The following is a 20749-nucleotide window of genomic DNA, read 5'->3' as shown; positions in this document are numbered from 1 at the left end:
CCCCCTCCTCAGACCAAGTGAAAGCTAAGCTTTCCTCCTGAAAACGCAATCAAAGCTGGCTTATCCCGAGGAACCTCCTCAGGTAGAGATACCACCTTATTACCCATAACGAGTAAAGAGGGCGTTAGTCTCAAAGCAACTACCACGATATCGTCCCTCTTCCTTTTTCCCACATAAGCGCTTCCTCTCAGAGAGCCAAATACCGCTAAGCTTCTACCGGCATGCACTTCCGCTCCTGGATTAACATCCCCTATTATAAAAACATCCCCATCATACTCAAGTGACGTACCAGATCGCAGCGTTCCTCTATGAAATAGAGGTGCAAGCTCAGGATCATCCGGATAAATCTTGGGCAAAAAGTCTCTCAAAACTGCCCTTGTTGAAAGATCAAGAGCCTCCACACCCATTAGCCTCAGAGATGGCTTACGTGTTAAAACTTCATCCATAAGTTTATACTCTTCCCTGGATAGCTTTCTTTTACCTAGCTCGAGAAATATTCTTCCCTCGTCGAAGAAAGAGGAATTCAGTTTATCCTCAAGCTCCTTTATAACATTTCCCCAAGGTGCGCGCTCGTCAACTATGACCTTTATGCCTTCCTTGGTTCCCTTAAACTTTACCGCCCCCATTTCCATACCTCCTGAAGTAAAACTTAAGCACCTTCTTAGCTATCGGTGCTGCAACCGCTCCGCCTGCTCCTCCTTCTTCTACCATAACCACTATCGCAACCGACGGATCATTATATGGAGCAAACCCCATAAACCATGCGTGCTCCTTCCCGCTGGGATTTTGAGCACTTCCCGTCTTTCCAGCAACCTTTATTCTCATCGTGGAAAGAACGCGAGCAGTTCCCTCTCTCACCGCGAGCCTCATACCCCTTCTAACCTGATCTATTATACTTTCTGAAAATGGGAGTTTCATAGAGACCATAGGCCCGAATCTTTTAATCAAGTTCCCATTAGAATCGCGTAAGGCACGGGCTATTCTCGGCTTAAAGATTGTCCCACCATTCGCTATAGCGGAAACAAGGCATGCCATCTGAATAGGCGTTACAAGAAGATATCCCTGCCCTATGGACAAATTGACCGTATCACCCGGATACCAAGGTTCCTTTAATCTCTTTTTTTTCCACGAGGGAGTCGGAACGAAACCCCGCGCTTCCGAAGCGAGATCTATCCCCGTTTTTCTACCGAAACCGCACGCTTCAGCATATCTTGATAGCTTTTTTATTCCAAGCTCTCTGCCAACGGTGTAAAAGTAAATGTTACAGGAATGAGCTATAGCTTGATATATATCAACCCAGCCATGTCCTCCCTCCTTCCAGCATTTGAAAACCCTATTACCTATCTTGATAGAGCCCGTACAGAGTATCCTCCGCCTTGCAGAGGTTACCCCCTCGGAAAGCGCTGTCATCGCAGTTATAACCTTAAAGAGAGACCCCGGGGGAAGCTCGGCTTGCGTTGCTCTATTTAGCATCGGATGAAGAGGATTTTTCATTATAGATCTCCATTCATAAGGATCTATACCCCAAACGAACCTATTCGGGTCAAAAGAAGGCTTTGAAACCAAGGCTAAAACAGCCCCATCCTCAGGATTCATCAATATAACGCATCCTCTATTATTCCCAAGAGCGTCATAAGCAACCTTTTGAAGATGCCTATCTATGTTTAGGATTAAGTCATAGCCTCTCCTTGGAGGCAATCTATCAAGGATGGAAACCTCCCTACCCAAAGCATCGACCTCAACTTCTTCGTATCCGTCTATTCCCCTTAGATATTCCTCATAAACCTTTTCAAGTCCCATCTTTCCTATCTGATCTCCACCTCTATACCCCATATCCCCATAGAGCTTGAGCTCTCTTTCAGAAATCTCTGCTGTGTATCCCAAAACGTGAGAAAAGAGGTCTCCCCATGGGTAAAACCTTCTACTGCCAGCCTCTACACTCAGAAAACTATGCGATGATAGCCAATCTCTTATATCAACTATCTGAGGAAGCGTCAGATTATCCACAAGTAGAACTGGCCAGTATCGAGAACGAACTCTTCTTCTGTAGTTCCTCCAAATTTCCCTATAAGGAACTCCTATTTCATCAGAAAGCCCTTTTATAAAACGCTTAAGGGAATCATCATCACCAAGCGATGCAGGAATGAGAGAAAGGCCAAAAGAGGGCAAATTAACGGCTAAGGGAGCACCGCTTATGTCATAAATCAAGCCTCGCGTAGCCTTAAGCCGAAGAAGCTTAATCCTGTTGCCTTGAGCAACTGATTTATAGTGCTCTCCCATAACAACCTGAATATACCATAGTCTTCCTATAAGTAGAAAAATCAAAATAGCATAAATCAGCATCAAAGTAAAGAGTCTCTTCGTCCTCATATCGCAAGGCTTTTTCCTCGTCCGAGGATTATCAGACCAATCCCAAATATGATTATATCTATGGCAATTCTTCCTAAAAGCACAAGATAGCTCACGTCGTATTCCACATTGAGCAAGCTATAAAAGGCAAACTTAAAAGCGTAAAATAAGGCCAAGAATAGAAACGCACCTAAGTATCTGATGCTTCGGGATTTAACGCGAGCTGAGCGATAGATAGCATCTATAAGATAAACCGCAATGCTGAGATAAGCGGAGCTTAAACCCACAATCGGTTCCCACCTTAGATCAAGCATCAATCCTGCCCCGAAAGCAAGAAATATTGCACCAATTCCCCCTCGAGCGCAAGCAAAAAGAAAAACTACAACCAAAACTATATCGGGAGTTAAGGCTCCCATAAAAACTGATAAAGCCCCTTCAACCGAAAGGGCTAAAAAGACAGCTACAAGCCACCAGATACCAACATCACCTTCTTTTCAATACCCAAAGAGTCCGAAGCTTACTGAAATCCTCAAGAGGCTTAACATACACATCCATGAACTCCCCTTCTCTTTTAACCGAAATCACTTTACCAATGTGCAATCCTCCAGGAATGGTGTCTCCCATGCCAGCTGTTATGACGAGATCTCCAATTCCAACATCCTCTTCTTCAGGAACGTAAAGGAGCTTACAGTAAGCTCCTCCCATCCCCCTAAGAACGCCAAAGCTTCTTGACCTTTTAATCAAAGCTCCTATTATAGAATTACCGGAGGTAATTAATCTCACGCGTGCCATTTTTCTACTAACCTCGACTACCTCACCAACCAAGCCTTTAGACCCCAAAACGGCCATACCAACGGCTACACCTGCATCTTTACCCTTATCTACCACTATTTCACTAAACCATCTATCTGGGAAGCGAAAAATAACATCACATGGGATAAATCCCTCTCGGAGGTAACGCTTACCATCCCCGCTCTTCTCAAGTAATGAAAGCTCATGTTTGAGAATAGAAACTTCCTTCCTAAGCTTCGCGTTTTCCTCAACAAGAGCGGAATGAGAGCGCAGAAATTCAATAGCACCCGATATGGTCCTTAGCGGGAAAGATATAACCCCCTCAACCGGGAGTAAAAAGGAAAGAAAATCCCTTCTTAAGCGCTCAATTCCCCACCATCCTCTTAAGCTTAAGGAAGATATTAAGAAGGAGAGAAATATAAGCAATCCAACCCAAAGCCAGCCTTTCCTGATCTCCTCTATCATTCCTCGGTCCTCTTAACGCTCAAAAGCACCCTCTTAAGGGCATTCAGCTCCTCCAGCACTTTCCCCGCACCGAGCGCGACACAATAAAGGGGATTTTCAGTAAGATAGGCGGGAACCCCCACTCCTCTACTTATCATTTTATCCAAGCCCTTGAGCATGGACGTTCCTCCCGTCATTATTATTCCCCTATCTATAATATCAGCAGACAGCTCCGGAGGAGTATGCTCAAGAACGGTCTTAACCGCCTCAACTATTTTCTCCGCAACGGGTTTTAGCACTTCCCTTATCTCAGAGGAGCTTATTTCCTTAACCTTAGGAATCCCTCCCCTTATATCCCTGCCCTTAACATCCATAAAGGTCTCCTCAAGGTCATCATCTACATTACCTATGCTTCTCTTAATGCTCTCCGCCATTTGCTCCCCTATAACGAGCTCATGCTCCTTCATCATGTAGTTTATGATCACACTGTCCATTTCATCTCCGGCTACCTTTATAGACTCCCTTACAACTATCCCCCCAAGAGATATAACCGCAACCTCTGTTCTGCCTCCTCCTATATCAAGCACCATATTGCCCCTTGGCTCGTGAATCGGTAACCCCGCACCTATAGCAGCAGCTAAAGGTTCCTCTATCAGATAAGCTTCCCTTGCACCAGCCTGAAGCGCAGCATCAACGACCGCACGTCTTTCAACCTCCGTAACTCCTGCAGGAACGCATATTACCACACGTGGCTTAAACATTCCCTTTCTGCCATGAACTCTGCTCATAAAATACCTCAGCATCATCTTAGTAACCTCGAAGTCCGCTATAACCCCATCCCTCATGGGCTTGACTGCCTGAATATCCTGCGGAGTTTTCCCTATCATCCTTTTAGCTTCCTCTCCAACAGCTATTATCTCCTTGGAAGCCTTCTGAATAGCAACGACAGAGGGCTCAGATAAAACTATTCCTTCCCTCTTAACGTAAACAACCGTATTAGCCGTACCCAGATCTATACCTATATCTTTAGAAAACAAACCCGCTATAAAGTCGAACACAATGCCTATCCCTCCTCAAGAATCCCTCTCCTCGAAAAGCTATAGAAGCACTTTTTACCCACTATAATATGATCATCCAGGCGCACCCCCATTTCCGAAGCGAGTCTTTTAAGCTTCTTAGTTAAAACCTCATCTTCCACGCTTGGAAACGGATCCCCCGAGAGATGGTTATGAGAAATTATTATCCTTGAAGCGTTGGCCTTTAGCGCAACCGCTATTATCTCCCTCGGATAAAATGGAGCCTCATTTAGGGTGCCCTGACCTACTTTTCTTAAGCCCATCAAGTGACCTCTTGCGTCCAGAAGCAGAACATAGACTTCTTCCCTCTCTGCAGAAAATACCCCCTTGAGAATCCTATAAGCCTCAAGGGGGTTGGATATCTTTACCTCCGGCTGTAGCGTGTTTCTTTGAACTCTCCTGAGAATCTCCGCCACTGCCACTATCTGACAAGCCTTAGCCAAACCAACCCCCTCAACATTCTGAAGTTCCTCGAGGGTCGCGTTTAAAACCCCACTTAACCCTCCAAAAAAGTTAAGCATCCTCTCCGAAAGCTCAAGAACGCTTATCCCAGAAGCTCCTGTTCTTAATATTATCGCAAGAAGCTCCGCCTCTGAAAGTGCTCCTTCGCCATAGAGTCTGAGTTTCTCTCTCGGCTTTTCAGCCTCGGGTCTAAACCTAAATGAGGAACGGGTTTTCATACATCTCCTCACCTATGGACGTCTCATCGCCATGTCCAGGACAAACGCGTGTCGAAAGTGGCAATTTAAAGAGCTTCTCCTTTATGGAGCTTATCAAAGCCCCCCACGATCCGCCAGGGAAATCTGTCCTGCCAACGGATCTATAAAAGAGCGTATCTCCTGAAAAGAGAATGCTCTCCCCTTTCAGATAAAGGCAAACGCTCCCCGCGGTATGCCCCGGCGTATGTATGACTTCAAGCTTAAGAGAACCGACCTCAATCTCATCCCCCTCGCTTAAGTACCCATCAGCCTCCGGAGAGACCACCACTTTACCCAACCATACTGAAAGGTTTATCGCGGGAGAGGTAAGCATGCAGGCATCATTTTCATGTATGAGAATTTTCGCTTGGGGAAATGCCTCCTTTAGAGCGCCGTTCCCCGCTATATGATCTGCGTGTCCATGCGTATTAAGTATATAAAGGAGATCTGCACCACTTTCCTGAAGAAAATCGATGATGGGAGATGGATCACCACCAGGATCGATAACTATAGCTTTTCCCTCGCTGTCATCTATTAGGAGGTAAGTGTTGGACTCAAGATCACCGAGAATCCATCTCTTAAGGATCATCCTTTTCTCGACCTCTTTCTGTCTTCGCTATCCAGAAGTATGGTGACGGGACCATCATTGTGAATTTCGACAAGCATCATAGCACCAAACTCCCCCGTTTCAACCTTTACTCCTTTCTCTCTAATTCTCTCAATGAAAGCCTCGTACATCTCTTTTCCCTTCTCAGGGGGAGCTGCCCTGGTAAAACTCGGTCTTCTACCCCTTCTGCAGTCAGCATAGAGCGTGAACTGAGAGACAACAAGCGCTTCTCCACCTATATCGAGCAAAGAGATGTTCATCTTTCCATTTTCATCTGAAAAGACCCTCAGATTAACGATCTTGTCAACGAGGTAATCCAAGTCCTCAGCTTCGTCTTCCCGACCAACGCCAAGCAAAATCACAAAACCCTTGCCTATTTCCCCAAGTTTTCTGTCATCTACGTAAACCGCTCCCTTCTTTACTCTCTGTATCAAAGCTCTCAATCTCTTTATCCCTCCCTGTGCACTCTAACGACGCTTCTTATGTCCCTAATCTTACCAAAAAGATTATAAAGAAAATGAAGACTTTTTACGCGCATAGTTAAAGATATATCAACCATACCACTCGGTTGAACTTTGGCTATCATAGAATCTATATTAATGCCCACCGAGGCGATTTCCCTTGATATGTCAGCCACCAGACCAGGTCTATCAAAGGCCTCAATCCTGACCTTGACGGGAAACGTCTCATCTCCAACCCCATCCCACCACACGTTTATGAACCTGCTTGGATCAAGTCCTCTTATCGCCTTACAGGTTTTCCTATGAACGGTTATACCCCTTCCCTTCGTTATATACCCTATTATTTCATCACCTGGAATCGGATTACAGCACTTAGCAAGATTAACCTGTATCCCCTCTACACCCTCAACCTTGACGTTTAAAGGAGAAGCTGGCTTCTTTTTCCTCTCTTCCTTTTCCTCCCTCTCCTCACCCAAGCTACGCACCCCAAGGAGCTTCTGAAGCACGCTTCCCAGGGATAGAGTCCCCTCTCCTATCCTGACCAAAAGATCCTCTTCGCCTAAGAATCCAAATTCCTTAGCGATTTCATTTAGCCTCGCACTGGTTAGAACCCTTTGCTCCTCTGCTCCTCTCTGCCTCAGCTCTTTAACGAGCATTTCCCTTCCCTTCTTAAGATGCGCCTCTCTTTCTCCCTTTTCCTTCCTCCTGAGCCATTGTCTTATCTTAGTTCTAGCCCTTGAGGTCTTAACGAAGCTAAGCCAGTCCCTGCTTGGATTTCCATGAGATGATGTTAATATTCTAACTATCTCTCCGGTCTTAAGCTCGTAATCTAAGGGAACGATCCTATTATTAACTATGGCACCTACACATCTATTCCCGACCTCGGTGTGGATAGCGTATGCGAAATCAACTGGTGTAGATCCCTTGGGTAGAACGAGAATATCCCCTTTGGGAGTGAAGACATAGACTTCCTCGATGGAAGAAAGCTCTGCATCCAGGATATCCTTAAACTCCTCTGAGCTAACGTTAATTATATCCTTCTGCCACTCAAGTAACTGTCTAAACCATGCAATCTTTTCCTCGACCGCATCTATCTTCCTTTTTCCCTCTTTGTACCTCCAGTGAGCGGCTATCCCATACTCGGCTACTCTATGCATCTCCCATGTTCTTATCTGAACCTCAAGCGGTTCTCCTCCAGGACCAACCACGGTGGTATGAAGAGATTGATACATGTTAGACTTCGGCATAGCAATATAATCATCAAACTGCCCAGGGATTGGCCTCCAGAGGCTATGAACAACCCCAAGAACCGTATAACACTCCGTAACGGTATTAACTATGACCCTAACAGCGTGAAGGTCCATAACCTCATCAAGACTCAAGTTCTTCCTCTTCATCTTTTGGTAAATGCTATAGAAGTGCTTAGGCCTTCCCTGAATGAAGGCGTTTATCCCTGTCTTTTCAAGCTCACGAAGCAGTATCCTTTTTACCTCATCTATATATCTCTCCCTGTCTTTTCTCGTTCTCATCACGTGCTTAGCTATCATCTCATACATATCCGGGTTCAAAACCTTAAAGGAGAGATCCTCCAGCTCCCACTTAACCCAATATATCCCAAGCCGATGAGCTAAGGGAGCATAAATTTCAAGGGTTTCCTTAGCTATTCTCTTTTTCTTTTCCTGAGGCAGGTACTCTATAGTCCTCATATTATGAAGCCTATCTGCAAGTTTTATTATCACAACCCGTATATCACGTGCCATAACGAGGAACATCTTCCGCAGGTTCTCAACCTGATAAGCTCTTCTATCCTTAAAGGGAATTAAGGACAATTTGGTCACTCCTTCGACGAGAAGAGCTACCCTGCTACCAAACTCCCTCTCCAACTCCTCACGAGAGCAAGGAGTATCTTCAAGAACATCATGTAGAAGCGCCGCTGCAATGGCTTCATCATCCATTCCAAGCTCAGCGAGAATGCGAGCAACTGCCACTGGGTGAACCATATATGGTTCACCCGAGAGACGCTTCTGCCCCTCATGAAACTTTGCAGCGAAGGAAAAGGCCTTATCTATAAGCTGAAAATCGGCCTCTTCCTGTCTCCGCCTTAACGTCTCAAGAAGAGTCTCATATTCCTTTTTTACGGGAGAATCAATATTGGATGATGCTGTAAACTTTGCATCCTTCTCTTTCCAGTGTTTCTCTTCCGTTGAGGTCTCTGAGCTCAATGAGGAATACAACAGCAACCACCTCCCCTCCAAGCCTCTCGACGAGCCTCTTTGACGCAAGCGTGGTTCCACCAGTTGCAAGGAGATCATCAACTATAAGAACTTCCTCCCCCTTAGATATAGCGTCAACGTGAATCTCAAGATGCTCCTCACCATATTCCAAAGTGCATGTCTCGGATATCTTCTCAGCAGGGAGTTTGCCAAATTTTCTAATAGGGACGAATCCAGCTCCCAGAATGTAAGCCAGAGGGGCTCCAAAGATAAATCCTCTGGATTCCACGGCAACAATCTTATCTATACTCTCCTCTTTAAAGGGTTTAGCCATACGCTCTAAAGCCTCTTTAAAAGCATCCTTTTCCTTTATGAGCGTGGTAATATCCCTAAACAGAACTCCCTTCTTAGGAAAATCGGGAATAGATCTTATCTTCTCCTTAAGATCTATCAAGAGACTCACCCCCATTGAGAATATCTTCAACCCTGAAGCAGGGTAAACCTGTCCACCCATCCACTCCCCAGAAACCAAGAAGAGAAACTCTTTTTCCCTCGGGGAGTGAAACGTTATGTTTCCAGGAAAAGACGTCAAAGACCACTCCATCCTTTATAGCCTTAAAGAAATGCCCGTTCGAAGGAGAGCTTCTTTGAAGGATGACATTCTCCATCAAAAAGATCGGTTGTGGATTACCCTTTCCCCAAGGAGATAAACTCGAAAGCTCACGCGCTAAGGAAAGGGTCAAATCTCTCGCAGTTAAATGCCCATCTATCCAACACATATCCTCACCCACAAAGCTTTTCCGAGACGCAAAACGCAGTAGTTTCTCTCTGAAACTGTCTACATTTTCTCTGAAGAGTGAGAACCCACCGGCCATCTCATGACCACCATAAGCTTCAAGTAGATCAGCGCAATACCCAAGAGCCTCATCAATCCTGAAACCCTCCAGCCCTCTCGCAGAGCCTTTAACCCTATCCCCACTCCCACACATCAGGAAAGCGGGTTTACCATACTTCTCAACAAGTCTTGAAGCCACTATTCCAAGAACGCCGAGATGCCAATCTTCCTCGTACAGAAATATGATCGGTTCATCTGAAAGCTCTTCCTCAGCCTCAGAGAGAATCCTGTCTCCTATACTCTTTCTTTTAGAGTTTAAACCATTAAGCTCACCTGCAAGCTTCCTCGCTTTAACCAGAGAAGCAGTGGTAAGAAGCTTAACACTAATATCAGCTATATCCATCCTTCCCGCAGAGTTTAATCTCGGCGCTATAATGAAGCCAATAACCCACTCGTCTATCCTTCTTGAAGGCTTAACCCCCGCCTCCCTAAGAAGCTCTCTTAAACCAGGCCTCGATGGGGGATTAAGAAGCTTTAAACCTTCCTTAACAAGAATTCTATTCTCACCCCTTAAGGGAACAAGATCCGCTATGGTTCCTATAGCAACAAGATCAAGAACATCGAGGTAAGGCTTCCCAAGAAAGGCGGATATAAGCTTCCATGCCACTCCAACTCCCGCAAGCTCCTTAAAAGGATAATCACATCCCGGTTGGTGAGGATCTATGACTATGGCTCCTTCCGGAAGTTCCTCACCCGGAAGATGATGGTCCGTTATTATGAAATCGAGCCCCATCTTACGCCCCTCTGAAACGACATTACCCCCTTTTATACCGCAGTCAACCGTTATAATTAGGGAAAAACCCTTGTCTCTCGCATATTTTACGATCTCTCCGTGAAGTCCATAGCCTTCTTTAACCCTATGGGGAATAAAATAGCTGACCTTTTCCTTAAAAAACTCCTTAAGACCAAGAAGAAGGACTGCAGTCGCGCTCACACCATCGACATCATAATCACCATATATAAGTATCTTCTCCCCTCTATTCAAAGCGTCTCTTATTCTTTGAACTCCCTCACGGATTCCCTTCATTTCAAAGGGGTCGTGAAGCTTATCGAGAGCAGGATAAAGAAAAAGCTCAACATCATCCTCATCACAAATCCCTCTATTTATCAAAACGGAAGCGGTTATGGGAGATATTCCAAACTTCCAGCTCAGTAAGTTTCTCTTAAAAGGATCGACGCTTTTTAAAACCCACCCCAAAGCTCTTCACCTCAAAAAGATTATATCAGAGATTAAGCGAAGGGAATAGTTTTAAAAACAAGAGCGAGATGAAAAATATTAGCTCGATCAAAAAGGTCACCATAGGAGCGAGAAACTCGCCGATAAGTGGAACAAGAGATAGAACGGCAAGAGGAAGCGCTATGGAAAAAACTGGAATCGCTATAAAATTAGAAATTAAGGAAGCAAGAGGAAGATAACCAAAGCGCAGCGCTATTATTGGAAGAACGCCAATTTGAGGAGAAGCATATAGAAGAAAGGGACTCAGCCCTAATTCGAGAGACAGAGCTATGAAGAAAAAAGCGGTAAACGAAAGTTGAAAGCCAGCATCCCAGGCAACAAATGGATTCCAGATCTCAAGGAGCAAGCCCGATGCGCCAAGCGCGTTAACGGGATTAACCCTAAAGCCCATTATCTTCCCGATACCGTAAAAAGTAAAGAGCATAAAAGCCCTTATCGCAGAAGGTTGAAATCCTATCAGAAGAAGATAACCGGAAAGAAACGCAATGACGAGAATAAAAATTCCACGCGGGGACAGGCCAAAAGATCCTAAAAGCAACCATACGACTCCCGCAATTAAACCAACATGGAGCCCAGAAACAGCAAGCAAGTGCCCTAATCCAGAGCGATAGATATTCTCTTTCACAAACCGAGGTATATTCCGCTTATCTCCGAATATGGCACCATAGAGAAAACCCGCAACATCATCCGGGTAAAGCTCCCACAGTCGCTCACGAAAAAACGAACGTTTTAAAGCCAAAAGCTTGAAGTGCGAAAGCTTTAATCCGTGATAAAAGCCCCTCGCCCATAGGTACGATTTCAGACCCTGAGGTATTTCCGTGAGATCACCCTTGATATAGTATTTTCCATCCTTAAGGTATCTGTCTACATAAACATTTATTTTCTTCGAATATGCTAAATGTCCCTGGATATCAAAAGTCCCCTTAATGACGCTCTCTTTCCCAGGAAGATAAGAGGAAAAACGAGCCTGAGAGTAGAATACGCCTACAAGGAAAATAAAAACAAGAATAAAGAATTTCTTCCTAAGCGATATAAGACTAGCCATACCACACAGAAAAAGAAGCAAGGCGAGATTTATGGTGAAAAAATAGGTATAAGCGATCCCACCGCTGAAAAATAAAAACGCCCAGAGAAGCGGATATCCTCTCAAAAGCTTATCATGCTCCTTATCTTCTCAAGCTTTCTTTTTCCTATCCCCTTCACTCGAAGAAGATCTTTGGGGGATTTAAAGAATCCATGTCGAGCCCTATATTTAACTATTCTATCTGCTATTACCCTACCGATGCCAGGTAACTTCTCAAGCTCCTCCCTCGTAGCCGTATTCACGTTTATAGTCCTCTTCCCATCTCCATGAGATAAAAAAGACGACCCAATGGTTTCCTGCCTTCTTCCTTTTTCACCTAACCTTGGGATGTAAACCCTCTCTCCATCCTTAACCACACGAGCGAGATTAACGGCGTTTCCATCTGCATCTGGAGCGAGTCCCCCAGCAAGCTTCAAGACCTCAAACAGCCTACACCCTTCAGGAACTCCATAAACGCCAGGCTTATTAACCGCACCACAAAGGTGAACGTAAATCCTCGTCAAACTTAAAGTCTTCTCCGATTTCAAAGGCCCGCTCTCACGCTCAACTTTAAGGCTGACCCCGCCGGGAGCTGGGGTCAGCCTATCATAGAGATGAAAAGCCAGCCCAGCTGCCATAATAACTACAAATATCCATAGAAGCCCTTTTCTTTGTCCTTCTGAAAACATCTTTACTTTCCTCTCCAGATCGGTTTTCTTTTTTCGAGAAAAGCTCTAATGCCTTCCCTGGCATCATCGGTTTCCGCCAAAAAGGCAAAAAGTTCACTCGCGTAGTCTAAAGCTCGCCTATAGGGAAGATCTTCAGAAGCATAAATACATCTCTTAGCGAGCTCCAAAGCAAGCGGATTTTTCTCCGCAAGCTCCAGAGCAAATCTCTCTGTCTCTTCCTCCAGCTTGTCATCTGGAACAACTCTGTTAACGATTCCTAAGCGAAGAGCCTCTTGAGCATCTATCCAGTCTCCCAGAAGCACCATCTCAAGCGCTTTCTTACGTCCAACGCACCTTGCGAGTACAACGCCGGGACCAAGACAGGCAAGACCAACTTTTATAGCCGTAGTTCCTATCTTAGCGTTTTCAGAGGCTATAGCAAAGTCGCTTGCCAAGGTCAATCCCGCACCATTAGCAAGCACATATCCCCTAACAGAAGCAATTACCGGCTTTTTCATGTTAACTATAGTATGATTATGCATATCCATTAGCCTAATAAATTCGCGCAGAGACCTCACATCTTTGTCAAAAAACTCATTAAGATCTATACCCGCTGAAAAATTTCTCCCTTCCGCCCTTATGACCACAACCCTTACATCGGGATGCTCATCGAACTCAGCAAGTGTCCGATTAAGCCCTTTTGCTAAAGGAACGTTAAAGGTATTCAAGGATTCCGGTCTATTTAGGGTTAGGAAACCAATAGGGGGCTTAACTTCCCTCAAGATCTCCATATTATAAGCACTCCTCATTTCCCTTATAAGCCATACTTCTCCCTAAGCTTAAGATCCTCTAAAAGCTTTTTGAGAATCTCAAGCTTTTCTCCCTTCATAGGTTGCAGAGGAGGTCTTGGATTACCAGCAGGAAGACCCAAAAGACCGACTGCTGCCTTAACCGGAACGGGGTTTATAACTGAGTAGAGAACTTCCATCACTCGCTTGTACTCAAAGAAGAGCTCTCTCGCCTTAACGACATCGTCCCATCCCTTCCACGGCCTTGAAAGCTCAGCCATTTCGCGGGGTATTATATTCCCCGCAACATTAGCTGTCCCATGTCCTCCCATAGCGAGAAGCGGCATTATAAGATCGAACTTTGGGGAATCACAGCACAAAACATTTATCCTACCGTTCACCTTGCGTAAAACATCGGTAATATGACTTACACTCGGAACCGCCTCCTTATCAGCAACTATATTGGGAATCTCGGCAAGACGAGCTATGGTATCGGGCTGAATATTCGCAACGACTCTGCCAGGATTGTTATAAAGGGTCACGGAGATGGAAACAGATCTTGCAACTTCAGAAAAATATTCATAGAGAGCATCCTGTGGAGGAATAAGATAGGATGGAACGGTCAACATTATGCCATCCGCTCCCTGAGCCTCCGCAAATTCAGCAAGCTTTATAGTATCCCTTGTGGTAGAACACGTAACGCCAAATATGGCAGGGATCTTCCCCTTACAATAATCCACCATAGCTGAGATTATCTCCTTCTTTTCCTCCATTGAGAGAGAGGTAGATTCTCCCGTAGATCCCATAAATATTAGCCCATCTGTACCATTAGCAACATGGAAATCAACGAGCTTTTCAAACCCTTTTATATCTACCTTATCATCTGGCGTAAATGGAGTAATAACTGCAACCCAGGATCCCGTGGGATTAAGCGTCTTTCCCACACTCATTAACCATCACCCTCCTTTACCCATTGTTATCGCTTTCCCTCTCCTTGATTTGAGGAAAAGAAAAGCAGTTAAAATGAGCCCCAGCGCGAGGCCAAGCACGGTTATCCTCCCCAAGGGAATATTTATGAGAAGAAACGTCATTAAAAGCAAGCTTCTCCATACCCATCCTATATTACCGAAAAACCAACCAGCAACTCCTCCGGCAAAGACCAAAACGCTCAGAAACGTGGCGCAAGCTCTGAAAGCTATTCCGGTAAGGGATCCCTCAAGCAACAAGCTCCTATCAAACAGAAAAACATAAGGAATAATGTAGACCGGAAGGGCTATTTTCATGGCGGTAAAGCCAATCCTCATGGGATCCTCTTTGGCTATCTCGCCGGCTGCATAAGCCGCTATAGCCACCGGCGGCGTTATCATGGAGATAACCGCGAAGTAAAAGACAAATAAGTGAGCTGGAATAGAAGAAAAGCCAAGCTTCCCCATGGTAGGAACCGCAAGGGTGGCTACTATAACGTAAGCGACCGTTGTAGGAGTTCCCATACCCATTATTATGCAACAAATCATTATAAGCAGGAGACTTAAAAAGAGCTTTCCGCCCGATAGAAGAAGAATTATACTTGAGAGAGACAACCCTATACCAGTAAGAGTTATTATTCCTATAACTATGCCCGCCGCTGCACAGGCGGAAGCTATCATAACCGTTCTCTTCGCGGAAACCACAGCTACATCAAGAAGCTTGCGGGAAGTAAGCATGGTATCTTTCCTCAGGAAGCTTAAGGCAAAGCTCATAAGGATCGCGAAAAAAGCCGCTCTAAAAGGGGTATACCCTTTAATCAAAACTATAATGAAAAAGACCAAGGGAACTAAAAGATAAATTCTCTTAAGGACATCTCTCCAGTAGGGTATTTCCTCACTACTCATACCTCTTATTCCGAGCTTTGCCGCTTCAAAATCGAGAATAAAGATTAAAGCTATGTAGTAAAAAATGGCAGGTAAAAGCGCAGCTTTACATATCGTTATATATGGAACCCCAAGCCACTCCGCCATGAGAAAGGCTGCCGCTCCCATAACGGGAGGCATTATCTGTCCTCCTGTTGATGCAACTGCTTCAACTGCTCCTGCAGTAGCAGGCTTATATCCGATCTTCACCATCATAGGTATAGTAAAGGTGCCCGTAGCATAAACGTTTGCAGCGGCGCTCCCTGAAAGGGATCCAAAAAGAGCAGAAGTTATACAAGCAACCTTAGCTGGACCTCCGCGAAACTTACCCGCGAATAGCTTTCCGAGATCCATTATTAGATCCCCGGTCTTAGAATATTCCATGACGGTTCCCCAGATTATAAATAAAACTATATAAGTTGAGGAAACACCAAGAGGGATAGAGTAGATACCATCTAAACCATATACCTGATAGTCAATGATATCCCTTAAGGAAATTCCGGGATGTGCTATGATGTCCGGAAGATGCGGACCAAAATAAGCATAAGCCAGTGATAATGCTGCTACAAAGCTCAGAACCCATCCAACAGTTCTTCTCGCGAGCTCTATAACGAGAATTATCACGAGCGCACCTATTAAAAGATCAAGCGGTGAGAGGTAGCTAACCAGAGATTCCCTTTCCGCTATTCTATTACAGTTTAGCGCAATATAACCAAAAGCTACTCCGGAGAGAGCAGATAGAATAAGATCAAGCTTTCCAATCTTTTTCCCTCTAAGGGCAGGATAAAACAAGAACCCCAATATTCCCGCTAACGTCAGGTGAAAGCTTCTTTGAAGCTGAGCTATAAACGAACCAAACGCGGCGGTATATATGTGAAACGAAATAAGAAGCACCGAGGTTACATAAATAACCCAGCGCAAGTTAACACCCCCTTAAAGAAAAAGGGGAGCCAGGGGTACCTCCCTAACTCCCCTTGAGCGCTACAGATTGCATCTCATTTGATCCAACCACACTCCTTATAGTATCTGAGAGCTCCAGGATGAATGGGCCCACCATGTATATTCGGAGCTTTCTCAGGATCAAAGTTTCTATAGGTTTTCCCTGATTGACGTATTCTATCAGGTTGTGCACAGATAGCCTTGGTAAGCTCATACACGAAATCCTCACTCAACTTCTTATTAACGATGATAATGGGTGACTCGGTTATGGTCTCCGTATCCTGCTTAACGAAATAGTATGCCCCTTTCGGAATAACTGCCCTTCCATACTTATATTTCTTTACCAGATAATCTATAACGGATTTCTTCAGCGGAAGGAGCTTAAGCTTACGGACGGTAGAAAGCTCAACTATGGCAGGAAGAATAGGACCACAATATGCATCAGCATGTCCATCCTTTATAAGCGAACTTGCTTCTGAATATGAAACATAGCTAATGCTTCCACCCCACGCTTTGAGATCCTCTGGTTTTATGCCATAAGCCTCAAGAACCCTCTCGGTAGCCTTAGAAGGAGAGGAGGCTTTCGGAGCAGTCACAAGTCTTATAGCTATTTTCTTTTCCTTTATCTCGTCAATGGAATTAATTGGAAAATCAGCCCTGACTAAGAAGACACCCATGTATATATCAGCAAGATAGCAAAGCCCCTCAACATTCTTAAAGGGTTCTCTTCCCTTAAAAGCTCCCATTCCATTACGTGCCTCATAAAACAGACGATCCTGGGTTATCCCTATATCGGCTTTTCCCATATTAACGGTAGATAGGTTAGATAAAGATCCCCCCGTTCTAACCATAACCTTGCTTCCCGGCGCAATCTCTTTAACTATCTCTCCAAGAATACCTCCTAATATGTACCATTCACCGCCAACGGGACCAGAAGCTATAGTTATAAACTTCTTAGCAGATAGAGCCGGAGAAGCCACGAGGGTAATGGCAAGCACACCGATCAAAACTCCCATTACCACAAGTCTTTTCACCCTCATGCGCGCTTTCACCTCCCACCCGAGATATGCGATATTCGTCTAAGATAAGATGATAAAAGCAGAACTTCTAAATGTCAAATTTTCCCTTCCATGAAATATTGACATCCCACCAACTATGTGTTATAAATTCTCCTAAAAGGGGGGAAATCAATTGCTTTCACAGAGCGCAGCCAGTAAACTCCATAGTTTCGGTTATCGCTATTATTATTACTACCTTAAGCCCGCCAGGATGCGGGAAAGGCTGGCTGTGCTCACGATGGGGTAAAGCCCCTCCGAGCAAAGGGCAATTAAAGCCGCCACCTTTCCCGGTGGCGGCTTTTTTTATAATTCCATACCCTCAAAATAAAAGGAGGTCTTTAAAAATGAAAAAGCTTAAGAGAGCGGTTCTTATCGCGATAATGGCTTTAATCTGGGGAAATGCGGGAATCGGCATCGCAAGCGGGAAAACCATTATAAAGCTTACATATGCTAACTTCTTCCCTCCATCACATGTGCAATCCAAGCTCGCGGAAGACTGGATCAGAGAAATAGAAATCCAAAGCAAGGAAAGCGTGAAAATAACCTACTATCCCGGAGGATCATTGCTTAAAGGACCCAATATATTCGATGGAGTTTTAAACGGCGTAGCGGATATAGGAATGTCCTGTTTTGCTTACACAAGCGGAAGATTTCCCATAATGGGCGCAGTTGACCTGCCAATGGGGTATCCTAACGCGATAACCGCAACCAAAGTCATAAACAAATACTATCAAATGTTCAAACCCAAGGAGCTTTCGCAGGTAAAGGTCCTTTATCTTCATGCCCATGGACCGGGTCTACTTCACTCCAAGGTTAGGATAACCAAGCTTGAGGATCTTAAAGGGGTCAAGATAAGAACAACGGGATTCAGCGCGAAGGTAGCAAAAGCCTTGGGGGCCACTCCTATAGCCATGAGCCAAGGAATGGCATACGAAGCTCTTCAGAGAGGCGTGGTAGAAGCAACTTTTGCCCCTATGGAAGTGTTAAAGGGATGGAGACAAGCTGAAGTGGTTAAATACACGATCATGTGCACCAACATTGGATACACAACCGGAATGTACGTGATAATGAACCTGAAAAAATGGGAAATGCTCCCCGCAGATATAAAGAAGATATTTGAGACAGTAAGCCAAAAATGGATAAAGAAACATGGCGAAGCTTGGGACGAAAGCGACAGGGAAGGGAAGGCTTACGCTGAGAGCTTAGGAAACAAGTTTATATATCTCTCAAAAGAGGAAAGCGCAAGATGGGTTAAGAGAGTAAGACCAGTCATAGAAGAATATGCAAAAGAGCTGGAGAAAAAGGGATTTCCTGGGAGAAAATGCGTAAAAGCCCTCAAAAAGCTTATAATGGAAGGGAGTTCTGAAAAATGAAAGTACTTGGTGAAGTCCTAAATCTTGCCTCGGGTGCTCTGCTCGGATTTACCACCACGCTGATATGCGTTGATGTGATCTTGAGAATATTTAGATCACCGGTTCCAGGAAGCTATGACATAGTGGAATTTTTGACCTCGATAATGATTTCGCTCGCCGTATTAAAGAGCTTCCAGAACGGCGAGCAAATAAGCGTGGATATAGCAGATAGGATTTTTCCAAAGCACTTTATACCTTTCGTCAACGCCGTCTCGCGCATTATAACCTTGGCTTTCCTCTTTATACTCAGCGTGGGTATGCTCTCCTCCGGAGCGAGCTCGTACATCTCTGGAGAAACCTCGATGACCCTCGGTATACCTCTGTATCCCGTTTACTTAACCATCGGCTTAATCGCGGGGCTTGCTTTTCTGAGCGAAAGCCTGAAAACCCTGAGAATGGTGATAAAACCAACTAAGCTAATGAAGCCTTCTGAGGTTAAGCTTGGGAGGGAGAAGGCTTGAGTCCGATATCATCAGGAACAATCGCGGTTATCTTCCTCCTTCTGCTCTTTTTTCTAAAGGTTCCAGTAGCAGTAGCGATGGCACTCGTAGGTTTTATCGGCTTTAGCGCTTTCGTTTCCCTTCACGCCGCTATGAAACTCCTCGTAGTAGATTTCGCATCTGCCTTTAACTCCTATACTCTGGCAGTGATCCCGCTATTTGTCCTCATGGGACAAATAGCTTACAGCTCAGGCATGAGCAAAAGGCTGTATGACACCTCCAACGCATTACTGGGACACCTCCCCGGAGGACTGGCAATAGCGACAATATGGGCAAGTGCCGGATTCGCCGCTATATGCGGCTCCACAAATGCCTCAACCGCCACCATGGCTATGGTAGCTTTGCCAGAAATGAAAAGATACGGATACGATGAATCCTTAGCAGCAGGAAGCGTGGCAGCTGGAGGAAGCCTCGGAATTATGATTCCTCCCAGCGTGATCTTCGTTATCTACGGAATACTGACACAGCAATCTATAGGAAAGCTTTTTATCGCTGGAATAATTCCAGGCTTGATATTAACATCGTTGTTCTCAATAGCTATCTACATTTGGATGAAAATAGAACCCAGAATAGCACCACGAAATCCCAAAAAAGCATGGAAAGAAAGGTTAAAAGCCCTGCTCAGCATATCAGAGGTTCTCCTGATATTTATATCTGTAGTGGGAGGGCTTCTCGGCGGAATTTTCACTCCAGTTGAAGCGGGCGCAGTAGGAACGGGTCTCATAACCATAACTTCTCTTTTAAGAGGAACGATTTCATGGGAAGGAATAAAGCGTGCGCTTTCTGAAAGCGTGCGTATATCATGCATGATAATATTCGTGGTTGCTGGAGCATCGGTCTTCGGGCATTTTTTGGCTATAACCAAAATTCCTCAAAGCCTTCAGAGCTGGCTTATGAGTCTCGAAAACCACCCCATGCTGGCGATGATGCTCATAGTAGCCATATATGTTGTAGGAGGATGCTTTGTGGACGCTCTGGCGCTGATACTTCTAACCGTACCAATATTCTATCCTGTTATTTTAAGCTTGGGATACGATCCCATATGGTTCGGCGTTTTAATCGTGCTTTTAACCCAGATAGGTGTTATAACGCCACCGGTGGGAATAAATGCATACGTCATAAAGGGAATCTTCCCGGAAATTCCCATAGAAAGAATTTTTAAGGGTATCACCCCTTTCTTCGTTTCACTTATTTTAGCCGTCTTTCTCCTAATCCTTTTCCCTCGGATAGCTTTGATACTCCCTTACTCGATGTGATATACTTTTTATAGCGCTACATCGTAAAAAATCAGGAGGTGATACCTACGATGAGAGGCTCCCTCAAGATCAAGATAATGATTCTGGTCTTAGTGAGCGTTCTCGTCCCCACGGGCATTGCTATATTTATGAGTATAGATACCAGCGGGAAGATAGTAGAAAGTCTTGAAATCAAATCCTTCAAAATGGTAGGAGACTTTCTAACAGATAAGCTTAACGCTTTCTTAAAGCAAAAAGTTGAAAGCGTTAAGGGATGGAGTGGAAAAAGCGAATTCTTGAACGCTCTTGCTCTCGAGCTTGGAGAAAGCGCTATATGGGCAATGAACAATATTACGAGAGCCGATCCCTCATTTGGTGGCTTTCAACTCTATAAGATGGATGGAACGCTAATAGCTACAAACCTG

General features: G+C 44.8%; 21 protein-coding genes. 4 read left to right on the top strand and 17 right to left on the bottom strand.

Translation table 11 applies throughout. From position 1 onward, the window contains the following. Nucleotides 1–8 precede the first annotated feature (8 nt). From J7M13_08975 to J7M13_08895, 17 genes are all read right to left on the bottom strand, one after another. Nucleotides 9–626: a hypothetical protein gene (locus tag J7M13_08975; protein MCD6364109.1), complete on the bottom strand. Its 618-nt coding sequence runs from the start codon at nucleotides 624–626 to the stop codon at nucleotides 9–11. Continuing rightward, on the bottom strand, nucleotides 607–2370 hold the full coding sequence (gene mrdA / locus J7M13_08970) for a penicillin-binding protein 2 (GenBank protein MCD6364108.1): 1764 nt from the start codon (nucleotides 2368–2370) through the stop codon (nucleotides 607–609). Before mrdA ends, J7M13_08975 begins: the two co-directional genes overlap by 20 nt. Beyond that, nucleotides 2367–2825: a rod shape-determining protein MreD gene (gene mreD / locus J7M13_08965; GenBank protein ID MCD6364107.1), complete on the bottom strand. Its 459-nt coding sequence runs from the start codon at nucleotides 2823–2825 to the stop codon at nucleotides 2367–2369. Before mreD ends, mrdA begins: the two co-directional genes overlap by 4 nt. 7 nt (nucleotides 2826–2832) lie before the next feature. Next, nucleotides 2833–3606, bottom strand: coding sequence for a rod shape-determining protein MreC (gene mreC, locus J7M13_08960; protein ID MCD6364106.1), 774 nt, complete (start codon nucleotides 3604–3606; stop codon nucleotides 2833–2835). Next, nucleotides 3603–4643, bottom strand: a complete 1041-nt coding sequence (locus J7M13_08955) for a rod shape-determining protein (GenBank protein MCD6364105.1) — start codon at nucleotides 4641–4643, stop codon at nucleotides 3603–3605. The genes mreC and J7M13_08955 overlap by 4 nt, the downstream gene beginning before the upstream one ends. A 5-nt stretch (nucleotides 4644–4648) precedes the next feature. Beyond that, nucleotides 4649–5341, bottom strand: a complete 693-nt coding sequence (gene radC, locus J7M13_08950) for a DNA repair protein RadC (GenBank protein MCD6364104.1) — start codon at nucleotides 5339–5341, stop codon at nucleotides 4649–4651. Further along, a complete protein-coding gene (locus J7M13_08945) occupies nucleotides 5319–5948 on the bottom strand; it encodes an MBL fold metallo-hydrolase (GenBank protein MCD6364103.1) in 630 nt (209 codons plus the stop codon). The genes radC and J7M13_08945 overlap by 23 nt, the downstream gene beginning before the upstream one ends. Beyond that, nucleotides 5945–6409, bottom strand: a complete 465-nt coding sequence (gene dtd, locus J7M13_08940) for a D-tyrosyl-tRNA(Tyr) deacylase (protein ID MCD6364102.1) — start codon at nucleotides 6407–6409, stop codon at nucleotides 5945–5947. The genes J7M13_08945 and dtd overlap by 4 nt, the downstream gene beginning before the upstream one ends. Before the next feature lie 5 nt (nucleotides 6410–6414). Then, entirely contained in the window at nucleotides 6415–8577 is a 2163-nt protein-coding gene (locus J7M13_08935; protein MCD6364101.1) for a bifunctional (p)ppGpp synthetase/guanosine-3',5'-bis(diphosphate) 3'-pyrophosphohydrolase, read from the bottom strand. Continuing rightward, nucleotides 8573–9091, bottom strand: coding sequence for an adenine phosphoribosyltransferase (apt, locus tag J7M13_08930; GenBank protein ID MCD6364100.1), 519 nt, complete (start codon nucleotides 9089–9091; stop codon nucleotides 8573–8575). Before apt ends, J7M13_08935 begins: the two co-directional genes overlap by 5 nt. Next, the gene (recJ, locus tag J7M13_08925) at nucleotides 9081–10733 is read right to left on the bottom strand and encodes a single-stranded-DNA-specific exonuclease RecJ (protein MCD6364099.1); all 1653 of its coding nucleotides are present in this window, start codon (nucleotides 10731–10733) and stop codon (nucleotides 9081–9083) included. The genes apt and recJ overlap by 11 nt, the downstream gene beginning before the upstream one ends. A 25-nt stretch (nucleotides 10734–10758) precedes the next feature. Further along, nucleotides 10759–11922 carry a ComEC/Rec2 family competence protein gene (locus tag J7M13_08920; GenBank protein ID MCD6364098.1) on the bottom strand — a complete coding sequence of 388 codons (1164 nt, stop codon included), beginning with the start codon at nucleotides 11920–11922 and terminating at the stop codon, nucleotides 10759–10761. Continuing rightward, entirely contained in the window at nucleotides 11919–12524 is a 606-nt protein-coding gene (locus tag J7M13_08915; protein MCD6364097.1) for a helix-hairpin-helix domain-containing protein, read from the bottom strand. Before J7M13_08915 ends, J7M13_08920 begins: the two co-directional genes overlap by 4 nt. Nucleotides 12525–12526: 2 nt before the next feature. Continuing rightward, nucleotides 12527–13294, bottom strand: coding sequence for an enoyl-CoA hydratase/isomerase family protein (locus J7M13_08910; GenBank protein MCD6364096.1), 768 nt, complete (start codon nucleotides 13292–13294; stop codon nucleotides 12527–12529). Between the two features lie 23 nt (nucleotides 13295–13317). Beyond that, complete coding sequence (dapA, locus tag J7M13_08905) at nucleotides 13318–14241, bottom strand: 4-hydroxy-tetrahydrodipicolinate synthase (protein MCD6364095.1); 924 nt, start codon at nucleotides 14239–14241, stop codon at nucleotides 13318–13320. A 6-nt stretch (nucleotides 14242–14247) separates the two neighbouring features. Beyond that, the gene (locus J7M13_08900; GenBank protein MCD6364094.1) at nucleotides 14248–16101 is read right to left on the bottom strand and encodes a TRAP transporter fused permease subunit; all 1854 of its coding nucleotides are present in this window, start codon (nucleotides 16099–16101) and stop codon (nucleotides 14248–14250) included. Between the two features lie 74 nt (nucleotides 16102–16175). Next, a complete protein-coding gene (locus J7M13_08895; GenBank protein ID MCD6364093.1) occupies nucleotides 16176–17159 on the bottom strand; it encodes a TAXI family TRAP transporter solute-binding subunit in 984 nt (327 codons plus the stop codon). Nucleotides 17160–17521: 362 nt separating this feature from the next. Here J7M13_08895 and J7M13_08890 point away from each other — a divergent pair, with 362 nt between their 5' ends. The 4 genes from J7M13_08890 to J7M13_08875 all read left to right on the top strand — a co-directional run. Continuing rightward, nucleotides 17522–18550: a TRAP transporter substrate-binding protein gene (locus J7M13_08890; protein MCD6364092.1), complete on the top strand. Its 1029-nt coding sequence runs from the start codon at nucleotides 17522–17524 to the stop codon at nucleotides 18548–18550. Next, nucleotides 18547–19050, top strand: a complete 504-nt coding sequence (locus J7M13_08885; protein MCD6364091.1) for a TRAP transporter small permease — start codon at nucleotides 18547–18549, stop codon at nucleotides 19048–19050. Before J7M13_08890 ends, J7M13_08885 begins: the two co-directional genes overlap by 4 nt. Beyond that, complete coding sequence (locus tag J7M13_08880; GenBank protein ID MCD6364090.1) at nucleotides 19047–20345, top strand: TRAP transporter large permease; 1299 nt, start codon at nucleotides 19047–19049, stop codon at nucleotides 20343–20345. The genes J7M13_08885 and J7M13_08880 overlap by 4 nt, the downstream gene beginning before the upstream one ends. Before the next feature lie 50 nt (nucleotides 20346–20395). Next, nucleotides 20396–20749 (top strand): hypothetical protein (locus J7M13_08875; GenBank protein MCD6364089.1); only part of this gene is annotated, 354 nt, incomplete at its 3' end.

The sequence above is a fragment of the Synergistota bacterium genome, assembly GCA_021159885.1.
Taxonomy (GTDB): domain Bacteria; phylum Synergistota; class GBS-1; order GBS-1; family GBS-1; genus AUK310.
The sequence above is the reverse complement of the archived record's forward strand: the minus strand, read 5'-3'. Positions and strand labels throughout refer to the sequence as shown.